At 65.1% G+C, this 11,500-nt stretch carries 11 protein-coding genes; all 11 read left to right on the top strand.

Annotation, left to right across the window (positions count from 1 at the left end; all coding sequences use genetic code 11):
• Window positions 1–27: 27 nt before the first annotated feature.
• The 11 genes from AC56PL_RS02820 to AC56PL_RS02770 all read left to right on the top strand — a co-directional run bounded on the left by AC56PL_RS02820 (window position 28) and on the right by AC56PL_RS02770 (window position 11,478).
• A complete protein-coding gene (locus tag AC56PL_RS02820; protein WP_495514901.1) occupies window positions 28–798 on the top strand; it encodes a UTRA domain-containing protein in 771 nt (256 codons plus the stop codon).
• Window positions 795–1,232, top strand: coding sequence for a phosphonate C-P lyase system protein PhnG (locus AC56PL_RS02815; RefSeq protein ID WP_495514900.1), 438 nt, complete (start codon window positions 795–797; stop codon window positions 1,230–1,232). The genes AC56PL_RS02820 and AC56PL_RS02815 overlap by 4 nt, the downstream gene beginning before the upstream one ends.
• On the top strand, window positions 1,232–1,897 hold the full coding sequence (gene phnH / locus AC56PL_RS02810) for a phosphonate C-P lyase system protein PhnH (protein ID WP_497152963.1): 666 nt from the start codon (window positions 1,232–1,234) through the stop codon (window positions 1,895–1,897). Before AC56PL_RS02815 ends, phnH begins: the two co-directional genes overlap by 1 nt.
• A gap of 1 nt (window position 1,898) precedes the next feature.
• Window positions 1,899–3,011, top strand: coding sequence for a carbon-phosphorus lyase complex subunit PhnI (locus AC56PL_RS02805; protein WP_495514898.1), 1,113 nt, complete (start codon window positions 1,899–1,901; stop codon window positions 3,009–3,011).
• A complete protein-coding gene (locus AC56PL_RS02800; protein ID WP_497152962.1) occupies window positions 3,011–4,867 on the top strand; it encodes an alpha-D-ribose 1-methylphosphonate 5-phosphate C-P-lyase PhnJ in 1,857 nt (618 codons plus the stop codon). Before AC56PL_RS02805 ends, AC56PL_RS02800 begins: the two co-directional genes overlap by 1 nt.
• Before the next feature lie 8 nt (window positions 4,868–4,875).
• Window positions 4,876–5,637, top strand: a complete 762-nt coding sequence (locus tag AC56PL_RS02795; protein ID WP_497152961.1) for an ATP-binding cassette domain-containing protein — start codon at window positions 4,876–4,878, stop codon at window positions 5,635–5,637.
• On the top strand, window positions 5,634–6,866 hold the full coding sequence (locus AC56PL_RS02790) for an alpha-D-ribose 1-methylphosphonate 5-triphosphate diphosphatase (protein WP_497152960.1): 1,233 nt from the start codon (window positions 5,634–5,636) through the stop codon (window positions 6,864–6,866). The genes AC56PL_RS02795 and AC56PL_RS02790 overlap by 4 nt, the downstream gene beginning before the upstream one ends.
• A 208-nt stretch (window positions 6,867–7,074) precedes the next feature.
• Entirely contained in the window at window positions 7,075–8,034 is a 960-nt protein-coding gene (locus AC56PL_RS02785) for a phosphate/phosphite/phosphonate ABC transporter substrate-binding protein (protein WP_497152959.1), read from the top strand.
• Between the two features lie 60 nt (window positions 8,035–8,094).
• Entirely contained in the window at window positions 8,095–8,916 is an 822-nt protein-coding gene (gene phnC / locus AC56PL_RS02780; protein WP_495514893.1) for a phosphonate ABC transporter ATP-binding protein, read from the top strand.
• Between the two features lie 104 nt (window positions 8,917–9,020).
• Window positions 9,021–10,658, top strand: a complete 1,638-nt coding sequence (gene phnE / locus AC56PL_RS02775; protein ID WP_495516018.1) for a phosphonate ABC transporter, permease protein PhnE — start codon at window positions 9,021–9,023, stop codon at window positions 10,656–10,658.
• A gap of 25 nt (window positions 10,659–10,683) precedes the next feature.
• Window positions 10,684–11,478 carry an inositol monophosphatase family protein gene (locus tag AC56PL_RS02770; RefSeq protein WP_495514892.1) on the top strand — a complete coding sequence of 265 codons (795 nt, stop codon included), beginning with the start codon at window positions 10,684–10,686 and terminating at the stop codon, window positions 11,476–11,478.
• The last annotated feature ends 22 nt before the right edge of the window (window positions 11,479–11,500 follow it).

The raw sequence follows: 11,500 nt of genomic DNA, 5'->3' as shown, positions 1-11,500 counted from the left end.
TACAACTCGGGCCGACACAGTCATGGCATGACCGAGCAGAGATATCGCATCATCGCCGACCAGCTCGAATGCGAGGTCAACGGCTTGGCACCAGGCTCCAAACTCGACAGCGAACACACGTTGATGCGGAGGTTCGATGTCGGTCGCGCCGCCGCTCGCGCCGCTCTCCAAGAACTGGAACGTCGGCTCCTCGTGCGACGCGTTCAGGGCAGTGGCACATTTGTCAGCAATCGCATCGACTACGTGATCTCACGCGACCGCCGACCGTCCTGGCATCGCACAGTCCGAAGCGCGGGCGCCGAACCTCGTACCGTGCTGCTCGAACATTCGTTGGCACCGCTGCCACCGGAATGTGCCGAGATGCTCGAACTGGCGCCAGCCACGCCGGCGCATCACATGATGCGACTGAACTACATCAACAACATGGTCGCCGGATTCGCCTCGGAGTGGATCTCTCAAGATGTGGTCCCCCAATTGGCCGACGGTATGCGGGTCGAGGAATCACTCGATGAGGTCCTGCGCCAGATGGGCCACGTCCGTTCGGTTCGATCCTGGTGCCGGACCGCCTCCGATATTCCACCACCCGAGATCCAGGCACGCCTGCAACTGGTGACCGCAACCCCGGTCTGGGTGGTCGAAAGCGTGAACCGTGACGCCGATTCGGGAAGGGCACTGACCTACAGCAAGGGCTGGATGCGGGGCGATTCCGTGCGGGTCGTCATGGAAATCGGTACATCGCCCGCCGACCGCGACACCAACAACCTCACCACCGACACGAAAGAAGTTGCATGGAAATGACATCCACGGGATACAGCCGGGAACGGATCGCCGAGCTACTCGCTGTGGCCGCCGAGGAAGACCTTGTCGAACTCGCCGACGCAGCCCTGGCATCGGGCGCCGAGCTCACAGTTCTCACCGCACCGGAGATCGGGACGATCGCGGCGCAGGTCCGTGAGCCGATCGCCTACGACCGGTTCTTTCTCGGCGACGTCCTGGCCTGCCGCGCCGAGGTGAGTCTGGCCGGAACTCACGGCTGGGCAATGCGTATGGGAGACAACCGGGCCGCAACCCTGGCCGCTGCCATCTGCGATGCGGAAGTCCAGGCCGGCGGTCCGATCAGCTCAAGGGTGATCGAACTGTGTTCCCGCGTCGAAGCCGATCTCGAGCTCGCAGACCGTGGCGAGTGGGCCCAATTGGCGCCCACCGTCGTCCAATTCGAGGAGTTGACCTGATGACCGATCTGTTCACCGGAACCACCCTGGGGGTTGGCGTTGATCCCCTCGTGTCGCAGAGCATCTTCCGCGCCATCCTCAACGCCTTTGCACGGCCGGGGATCGTCGAGACACTGCCCCAGAGCACCTACCCGGCCGCGATGTTGCCTGCGCTGGCCCTTGCCGACCTCGAGACGGGCACGCACCTGATCGAAGAGTCGCCTGGCACATGGGCTTCGGTGTTGTCCGTCGCGACCGGAGCCCCCGCTGCCGCACTGGACACAGCCAAGTTCGTGACAGCGCTACGACCACTGACCGATCACGAGTTCGGTGCGGTGTCGGTGGGCACTCCACTGAGCCCGGAATCCGCCGCCACCGTGATCCTGTCCGTCGACGCCTTGTCCGGCGGAAGGCGGGTGGCGATCGAGGGCCCCGGCATCGCCTCGCCGATCGACTTCGCGCCGCGCGGTATCTCCGCTGACTTCTGGAACGTGCGGCGCCGACTGGTCTCGGAGTTCCCCACCGGGGTCGACCTTCTGTTCGTCAGTGCCGACGGGAAGCTCGTCGGAATACCCCGCACCACCGTGGTCCACGCCGTCGACCACCACACCCCGACTCCAAACGTCGACCACCACACCCCGACTCCAAACGTCGACCTCAACACACCGACCGCAAAGGCCAACTGACATGGGATATTCGGGAGCACGAGGCGGTCTGGATGCGATCCTCGCCGCAGAGTCATTGGTTCGCGGTGCCAGGAATCAGGACCCGGCGCCGTGGCTGACCACCAAGCAGATCACCGGCCGCATGCGCCTGGCCGTCGACCGGGTGATGGGCGAAGGCAGCCTCTACCACGAAGAAACAGCCGCAGATGCGCTGCGGCAGGCCGAGGGCGACGTCATCGAGGCCACCCACCTGGTCCGCGCACACCAGTCCACGTTGCCCCGACTGGCGGTGAGCGAGCCGATCGACCCCGACGAGATGGTGGTGCTGCGGCGAATCGTCCCGGCGCACCGCGTACCCGACGGCCCCCAGCTCCTCGGCCGCACAAGCGATTACACCGGACGCATGCTCGACCGGAACCAAGAGTCGACGTCCGCGGTCATCGGCCAGACCGAGCACGGCCAGACCGAACGAACCGAGTCCGAGCGTCACCCGCGACGGTTCTCCGACATGCTCCGCGAGATGGATCTTCTTGTCGACAATCGGCCCTCCGACGTCGACACCGACGATGCGCCGTTTGACATCTCGCGTCATCCCGCGCGTCCGCCTGCACCCCGGTCGGCCGTTCTGGCCAGCATGGCGCGAGCCGAAACCGGTTCGCTCATCGGTACCTGGTACCGCTCGATCCGCGGTACCGAAGGGAACTTCCACGAGGTCACCCTCGGTGAGGTACGGCATGGTCGCCTCCCCCTCCGAGTTCTCCACCCTCACACCGGAAAACCGGTGCAGCTCGGTCACATTCGGGCCTCCGAATGCGAGGCCATCGAAGATCTGGACGGCCCGGACGAGGACCGGAGCCGCTTCGACGTCGGATACGGACTCTGCTTCGGACACAACGAACGCAAGGCCATCGCCATGGCCAACCTCGACATCGCGTGCCGACGGTACGGCGACTCCGCCGGTCTCGAACAGGTACTGCTGCTCACCACCGACGGACTCGATTCCTGCGGATTCCTCGAGCATCTCAAGCTCCCGCACTACGTCACGTTCCGCTCGATGATCGACCGCAAACGCGCCGTCCGCGGTGTCGACGACGACACTGCCCGCCCCGCTGAACCCATTGGAAGGACCTGCTGATGACGCTCACCGACACCGTCACCACATCGCCAACCGCCACCACATCCGACGTGCTGGCGACCATCGATTCCGCCGCGTATCCGCAGGGCATTCTCGACGAGGGTTCCAAACGTGAGATCCGCCGTGCCACCCTCGCCGCGGTCTGTGTTCCGGGGTACCAGGTGCCCTTCGGATCCCGTGAGATGCCGGTCGCCCGGGGTTGGGGTTCAGGTGGATTGCAGGTCACCCTCGGAATGCTCGGCACCGACGACACCGTCAAGGTCATCGACCAGGGTGACGACGACGGGGTGAACGCAACCAATCTGCGCCGCCTGATCGTCAACAGTGAACGCTGCCTGCAGACCCAGGACACGCGCGAGTCCACCGTGATCCAGAGCCGTCACCGGATCCCCGAGGAACCGATGGCCGAGGGCCAGACCCTCGTTCTCCAAGTTCCCGTCGCCGAACCACTACGCGGAGTGCAGAAGTCGGTACGCGAATGCGCACGCATGCACTCCGAGGCCGACTACTCGATGATCTGGGTCAGCCTCTACGAGGACCTGGTGCGCAATGGTGTCATCACCAAGACCACCGGCTACCCCGTGCTGGTCAACGGCCGGTACATCATGATCACCACCCCCATCCCCCGCTGGGATGTGCCCCGCCTCGACGACGCACCACATCTCACACTGTTCGGCGCGGGCCGCGAGAAGCGGATCTTCGCGGTACCCCCGTACACAACGGTCGAGCCGATCACCTTCGACGACGTGCCGTTCGAGGTCGAGGGAAGCACCCAACAGCGCTGCGCCCGTTGCGGTTCCGCCGACACGTTTCTTGTCGAAGCCCCCGGTGACCGGCTGGCCTGCAGCGACATCGAGTGGTGCACGCGAACACTGGACGGCGATGTCGATCAGGAACTGCACACGGCGTATGCACCGCTGCACTTCTTGCCCGATACCTCGCGCCGAGTCCGCGGCAGCGCAGCGACCACGGTCCGCGAGCGCCGCGAACCGGTGAGCCGCCCGGCCGAGGCCACCGCCGAGGGTTGGACGCTGGCAGCGCGTGGCGTCGGCAAGATCCACGGACCGGGCGGCGCCGAGGCGGTACCCGGTACCGGCCCCGATGCCGGTACGGCAATCAGCCCACGCACCGGCGCGATCGTCGCCGCCTGGGATGTGAACTTCGATGTGGCGCCCGGCGAAGCACTCGGTCTGATCGGCGAATCCGGCTCGGGCAAATCGACCGTATTGCGTTGCCTGGTCGGCGAGGACATCGCCACATCCGGGTCGATGTTCCTGACCTCCGTGGACGGAGGCCGCACCGACATCTTCGGTCTCGATGCCGCGGCCCGCCGTGCCCTCCGGATCGACACCCTCGGACTCGTCCACCAGAATCCGGCCGACGGGCTGACGATGAACGTATCGGCAGGCGGAAACATCGCCGAGCGTCTGACCGCGGCCGGTTGGCGGAACTATCACGAGATCCGCGACCGCGCAGCCTATCTGCTCGAGAAGGTGGAGGTCCCGCTCGACCGGATGGACGATCCGGTCAAGCACTTCTCCGGAGGCATGCGGCAGCGTGTGCAGATCGCAAAGGCCTTGGCCACCGACCCGCGCGTTCTCCTGCTCGACGAGCCCACCACCGGTCTCGACGCCTCTGTCGCCGCGGGTGTGCTGGACCTGCTGCGCAAGCTACTCGCCGAGCGCGACACCGCAGCCGTTGTGGTCAGCCACGACTTCGCCGTGATCGAAGCCCTCACCGACCGCTGTCTGGTGATGAATGTCGGCCGCGTGGTCGAGAACGGTCTGACCGATCAGCTCTTCCAAGATCCACACCACCCCTACACTCAGCGGCTCGTTGCGGCTGCACGAAGGTGACACCCACGATGTATGAAGCAGTGAATCCGACCACCGACACCCCGGTACTGTCCGTCCGGGATCTACGTAAGACGTTCACCCTGCACACCATTGACGGTCGCACCGTGACCTCACTGCACGGCGTCGACCTCGACGTCGCAGTCGGGGAACACGTGGCGCTGGCCGGCCCCAGCGGCGCAGGCAAGTCCAGCCTGCTGCGATGTGTGCACCGTAGCTACCTCCCCGATTCCGGCACAGTCGCCCTGAACACCGGGTCGGCGACGGTGGAGTTGACTTCGCTGCCAGACCGAGAGATGGCCAGGATACGGGGCCGGGAGCTGGGTTACGTCTCGCAGTTCTTATCCGCCCCACCCCGCACCGCCCCCCTGGAAGTTGTTGCCACAGCGGGCCGTCGGCGCGGAATGTCGCGCGAGGAAGCCCGTGACGCCGCCGCAGCCTCGCTGCGACGACTCGCCCTCGACGAAGCGCTGTGGGACGTCGACTGCAGCGTTCTGTCCGGTGGAGAACGTCAGCGGGTGAATATTGCTGCAGGAACGGTCAATCCACCCAGGCTACTACTCCTCGACGAACCGGTTTCCGCCCTCGACCCCGCCAACCGCGAACTGGCACTTGAACTCATCGCGTCACTGTCGGCACAGGGTGTTGCCGTCCTCGCGGTATTTCACGATCTGGATGCCATGCGGCAGCTGGCATCCCGAGTCATCCGTTTCAGCGACGGTCGCATAGCTCAGCAAGGTACCCCCGCAGAAGTCCTGGAGGCAGCAGCATGACCGAAACAACTCAGACACTCTCCCGGCCCACGGCCTGGTCACTGCCACAGGCACCGAGTAACTATGTGCTCGGACACGTCCGGGCGATCCTGCCCGGCGAGGTCCTCGACGACGCCCGGGTCGTGGTGCGCGACGGACGGATCGTCGAGGCCGGACCCATGGTCACCGGATCACCGATCGACGTCGACGGCGGCGGGCTGTATTGCCTTCCCGGACTTGTGGACGTGCACTCCGACGGACTCGAGCGTGAACGGATGCCACGTCCCGGAGCCGAGCTGCCCTGGATGTTCTCGATGATGTCCTTCGAGGGCAAGTTGCGCGCCGCAGGCGTCACCACCGTCTTTCACGGGGCATCGTTCTCCGACCGGGAGTCGGCACAGCAGCGCAGCGTCCACGCAGCGGTGTCGATGTGCGAGGCAATCGATGCCTGGAACGGCCGCGAGAGTGATGGACGGCTGGTCGATCACCGGGTCCTGCATCGCCTCGACGTGCGCTCCGCTGCCGGACTCGCGGCCTTGCGTCACCGGTACGACCAACAGTGCGCTGTCGGTCAGATCAGCGACACCCTGCCTGCGGTCATCTCTCACGAAGACCACACCCCGGGCATCGGGCAGTACGCCGACCGCACCTTCTACGAGCGGTACATCGCCGGGATGCGCGGTATCTCCGATGACGCCGCCCGCGCGATCGTCGATGACGTTGCGCGCCAACGGGAAAGCAACATCGGTGTTCGCGAAGAGGCGATGGATTGGCTGGCCGGGAGCGCGGCGACCGGCTTCGTCCGCATCTTCGGGCACGACCCCGAATCAGCCGTCGAGATCGCCGACCTGGCGCGGCGCGGTGGCAATGTGGCCGAGTTCCCCACCACCGAGGAGGCAGCTCGAGAAGCGCGTGACCGGGGTATGTCCGTCGTGATGGGCGGCCCGAACGTCCTGCGCGGAGGCTCCCACTCCGGCAACGTCTCCGCCGTGGAGCTCGCAGGACTGGGATTGGTCACGGCACTGGCATCGGACTACCTGCCTTCATCGCTCCTCGGTGCCGCCTTCAGTCTCGCCACCGACAAGACGATGGCTCTGCACGATGCGGTCTCGCTGATCACCAGTGGTCCCGCCACCGCCGTCGGCCTGTCCGACCGGGGCGCTCTGGAACCCGGGCAGCGCGCCGACATGGTGCTGGTGGGAGTCGAACACGGTTGTCCCGTCGTCCGTTCCGTTCTGCGCGGGATCTGACCGAGAGCTTTGTGGGACAACCTTCGGTTACCGACGCCTGGCCGTTTCGTCTGGTTCATCCAGGGTTGTCCCACTCGTTGCCGCGGTAGAGGACGCTCAGTTCCGACCGCGTTTTCACACCCACCGCGAGTCCCAGTCACTTGCCCGACTTCCCTCCTGAATCCGGGTTCAGCAATACCTGATTACAGACAACAAGGAGCACACCTTCATGGGTAGCCGACCACACCGCTCACTGGCCACCATCGCCTGCGGCGCCGCAGCCCTTTTCGCGCTCGCCGCTTGCGGCTCGAGCGCAGCTGACACGTCCTCTTCGGACGCTTCGACGAGTTCTGATCCGACAACGCTGGTCCTGGCGTCCATTCCTTCCGAGGACTCACAGAGCCTTCAGCAGCAGTACGCCACCATCGGCTCGGTCATCGAAAAGGAAACCGGCCTCAAGGTCGAGTTCCAGAACGCCACCGACTACGCCGCGGTCATCGAGGGGCAGCGGGCAGGCAAGATCCAGATCGCCGCGTACGGTCCGTTCTCGTATGTCACTGCAAAAGACAGTGGCGTCAACACGAATCCAGTCGCCGTCCCGGTCAATTCCGCCGACGAGGAGCCCGGGTACCAGTCGTACGCGATCACCAAGTCCGGGTCAGACATCAAGAGCCTCGAAGATTTCCGCGGCAAGACCATCTGCTTCGTCGACCCCTCCTCGACCTCCGGGTATCTGTACCCCTCTGCCGGACTCCTCGCGGTGGGCATCGACCCCGTCAAGGACGTGACCCCGGTCTTCGCAGGCGGCCATGATGCGTCTGTACTGGCGGTCAACAGTGGCCAGTGCGACGCCGGATTCGCCTACGACACCATCGTCGACAAGGTCCTCATCGAGAAGGGCCAGATCAAGCCCGGCGACATCACCACGCTGTGGAAGTCCGACTTGATCGCCGCGAGCCCGATCGCCATCTCCGGCGACCTCTCACCCGGGCTCCAGGCCGAACTCACCGACATCTTCCAGAACAAACTCACCCGACCGGCACTGGTGGCGGCGGGCTACTGCGATGACGAGGCATCCTGCCCGCTCCCCGACGACGTCGAGTATGGCTACGTGGCGGTGAACGACAGCATCTACGACGGTGTCCGCAAAGTCTGCGAGACCACCAAAGCCGAAGCCTGCCAGGGCTGATCAAGGCCAGTCGCACCGAACCAGCCCCGTCCGAACATCCTCCACAGCAGGGAGAGCCCGATGACCGACTCCGACCATGCCGCGCTCGGCGCGTCCATCGACCGCATCCTCACACCATCGATTGTTCTCGAGAATGTGACCAAGGATTTCGGCCCGCAGGTACGCGCACTCGACGACGTATCACTCCAGATTCATCCGGGAGAGGTCGTTGCCTTGCTCGGCTTGTCGGGGTCGGGTAAGTCGACCCTGCTGCGGCTACTGGACGGATTACATCTCCCCACCGACGGCGCGGTGACCGTACTCGAGCACAACGTGGGCACCGCCCGCGGGCGCGAGCTACGCGAACTGCGCCGCCAGGTGGGATTCGTGTTTCAGCAGTTCCATCTGGTCGGCAGCATGTCCGTCCTCGAGAACGTGTGCACCGGTGCTCTCGGTGCTCTGCGGGGACCACGTTTCGGTTTGTTCACCTATCCGAAGTCGGTACGCCTGGCCGCCATGGAACAACTCGATAGAGTCGGGCTCGCCGACCGGCCATTTCAGCGGGCCGACACGCTGTCCGGCGGCCAGCAGCAGCGAGTTGCGGTGGCCAGGGCCCTCATTCAGCGCCCGAAGATTCTTCTCGCCGACGAGCCCGTCGCATCCCTCGACCCGGAATCGTCGGTCCAGGTGATGGCACTGATCTCGCGCATCGCCTCCGAGGACAACCTGACCGTGGTGTGCAGCCTCCATCAGGTCGAGCTCGCACTGTCCTGGGGCCACCGCCTGATCGGGTTGCGCTCGGGCCGGGTCGTTCTCGACAAGGTGGTCGAGGGGATGAGCCGCGAAGAGGCGATGAGGATCTACACGAGCGTCGCCTCACCGACATCACCGCAACTGGTTTGACGCCGGTGTCCGTTCTCTCACCACAGCGGCCCGACAAGACCCGGGATTCCCTGCCGCACACTCTTCCCCGCCCGTCCCCCACCTCGATCGGCGTGAGCGTGGTGATGGCCGTCTGGTTGATCGCCTCCATCTGGTCGATCGCTTCCCTGAAGATCAACCTGGCAACGTTTGCGGACAGCTTCCACAACGCCACCGACTTCATCTCCAGGATGTTCCCGCTCGACTTCCCGCCGGTCGATGAAATCCTCACCATGACCGGTCAGACCCTGGCCATCGTCACCTGCGCGACCGCCCTCAGTGTCGCGCTCAGCATGCCCGTCGCCCTGATGGCAGCCCGCAACACCACCGCAGGCACGCCGCTGCAGTGGGGCGCCCGGGTGATCATCGTAATCACCCGTGCGGTTCCCGAGATCGTGCTGGCCATCCTGTATCTGCGGCTGTTCGGCCTCGGCGCCGTCGCCGGGATCCTGGCACTGGGAGTCCACTCGGTGGGCATGGTCGGCAAGATGTATGCCGACGCCATCGAGGACACCGACGCAGGCCCTCGCGACGCCCTGCGCGCCGCAGGCGCCACCTGGTGGCAACAGATCACCGGTGGAGTCATCCCGCAGGCACTTCCCGCATTTGTCGCAATTGCCCTGCACCGCTTCGACATCAACCTGCGCGCCTCGGTGATTCTGGGTTACGTCGGGGTGAGCGGCATCGGCATGGAACTGTCTCTTGCGATGAAGACCCTCAACTACCAACGAGGGATGGCGCTGGCGCTGTTTGTCGTCGCACTCTGCGTCGCGGTCGAGATGATCTCCGGTGCGATCCGGAAATCCCTACTCGGAGAACAACTGCCAACGCGCATAAACCTGTGGGGACGTCTGCGGCGACGCGTGACCCGCTCCTCCGGTGGTTGGCTCGACGCCGAGGTCGGCACCGCACAAACCGCCGTGCGCACCAAATCCGGCGAGTACCGGGTGAGCCCACCGTGGACCGGCGAACGCATTCGGCGAACCCTTTACATCGGGCTCACCGTGGCTGCTCTTGTCCTGGCGACCTGGGGCGCAAAGATCGACTTCTCCCGCGTGCTGGATGGCCTGGCCACGACCTCGACCACCCTGGGACTGTTCTTCCCACCCGGCACCGGCGGCATCTGGGACGAACTGGTCGCGCAGCTGATCATCACGGTCCAGATCGCGCTGGCGGCAACCTTTCTCGGTTTGATTCTGGCGATTCCCATCGGTGTCCTTGCGGCACGCAACGTGTCCCCCACGCCGGGTATCGCCAGAATGTTCCGCATCATCATCGTCCTGGTCCGCGGAATCCCCGACCTCATCATCGCGATCATCTTCATCGTCATCACCGGCCTCGGTGCCACCGCGGGGGCGTTGGCCTTGTCGGTCGGCGTGGTCGGCCTCTTCGGAAAGCTGATCGCCGACTCGCTCGAGGAAACCGACGTTCGGGTACAACAAGCCGTCACCGCAGGCGGTAGCAGCCGCAGCCAGGTGTTCGTTGCGGCCACGCTGCGGCAGTCCGCGCCGGCGCTGATCGCACACCTGTTCTACCAACTCGACGTCAACATCCGCGCAGCCACACTCCTCGGTGTGGTCGGTGCAGGCGGCATCGGTTTCTACCTGATGAACGCTGCCCGCGTCATGCAGTTCGACGTGGTCACGACCATCGTCCTGATGGTGTTCGCCGTGGTGATGGTCGTCGAAGGCATCGCCATGTGGATGCGTCGTGCAATGTCGTGAAACCCCAATTGATGAAAGAGATTCCGTGAGCTCAATCGAAAGTGTCAGAACCCGAACCAATTCCGCGCTCCAGGCGGCCTCGGATGCGGCGATGGAGGCCCATCGCCGGGCCATCCAGAGCCACACCCGAGAGGAATTGCGTTCGGTCGTGATGGAGGGTGCCGACGGGACCCCCACCATGCTCATCGACGTCCTCGTCGAGGACGCGATCATCGATGCTTCGACCGCGGCAGGCGTCAACGTGCTGTCGGAAGAGCGCGGATGGGTCGACGTCGGATCTGCCGTCACGCTGGTCATCGATCCGGTGGACGGGTCGGCCAACGCTGCCGCCGGGGTGCCCCTGGCCTGCTTCAGCGCGGCAGTGGTCGTCGACGGGGTGTTCGTCGAAGCGATGACCACCTGGCTCCACACCGGCGAGAGTTGGTGGGCCTCGAGAACTGCCTCGCCCTACCGCACGAGTGGATGCACCAGCGTCGCGAATGCCGCCGTCTCCGTGCTCCGTCCTCACGAGCGCAACTGGGACGCCTGGTCCCGGGTTGCCAAGCGCGCCACCAGGGTCCGAATCCTCAGTTGCAGCACCATCGATTCGGCATTCGTGGCCACCGGAGCCGTCGACGCATTCCTCGATGCCGGCAGTGACACGCACCGCCTCATGGACATCGCAGCCGCGGTTGTGCTGGTCGAGTCGTCCGGTGGGGCCGTCATCGACGCCTACGGACGCCCCATCGAGTTCGATACCGACCTCACCCGCCGTTGGAGCGGAATCGTCGCGGCCACCCCGGATCTCGCCGAGGAACTGCGCGCACTCGTGGTCGGGTAGTGCCTCGCGCTTCCGCCGGGCA

It is taken from the genome of Williamsia sp. Y721 (genome assembly GCF_059683565.1).
The sequence above is the reverse complement of the archived record's forward strand: the minus strand, read 5'-3'. Positions and strand labels throughout refer to the sequence as shown.

What these genes read in the sequence shown, in the direction of transcription:
- AC56PL_RS02820 (WP_495514901.1), top strand. Translation starts at nt 28, where the DNA reads ATGACCGAGCAGAGATATCGCATCATCGCCGACCAGCTCGAATGCGAG.
- AC56PL_RS02815 (WP_495514900.1), top strand. Translation starts at nt 795, where the DNA reads ATGACATCCACGGGATACAGCCGGGAACGGATCGCCGAGCTACTCGCT.
- phnH (WP_497152963.1), top strand. Translation starts at nt 1,232, where the DNA reads ATGACCGATCTGTTCACCGGAACCACCCTGGGGGTTGGCGTTGATCCC.
- AC56PL_RS02805 (WP_495514898.1), top strand. Translation starts at nt 1,899, where the DNA reads ATGGGATATTCGGGAGCACGAGGCGGTCTGGATGCGATCCTCGCCGCA.
- AC56PL_RS02800 (WP_497152962.1), top strand. Translation starts at nt 3,011, where the DNA reads ATGACGCTCACCGACACCGTCACCACATCGCCAACCGCCACCACATCC.
- AC56PL_RS02795 (WP_497152961.1), top strand. Translation starts at nt 4,876, where the DNA reads ATGTATGAAGCAGTGAATCCGACCACCGACACCCCGGTACTGTCCGTC.
- AC56PL_RS02790 (WP_497152960.1), top strand. Translation starts at nt 5,634, where the DNA reads ATGACCGAAACAACTCAGACACTCTCCCGGCCCACGGCCTGGTCACTG.
- AC56PL_RS02785 (WP_497152959.1), top strand. Translation starts at nt 7,075, where the DNA reads ATGGGTAGCCGACCACACCGCTCACTGGCCACCATCGCCTGCGGCGCC.
- phnC (WP_495514893.1), top strand. Translation starts at nt 8,095, where the DNA reads ATGACCGACTCCGACCATGCCGCGCTCGGCGCGTCCATCGACCGCATC.
- phnE (WP_495516018.1), top strand. Translation starts at nt 9,021, where the DNA reads ATGGCCGTCTGGTTGATCGCCTCCATCTGGTCGATCGCTTCCCTGAAG.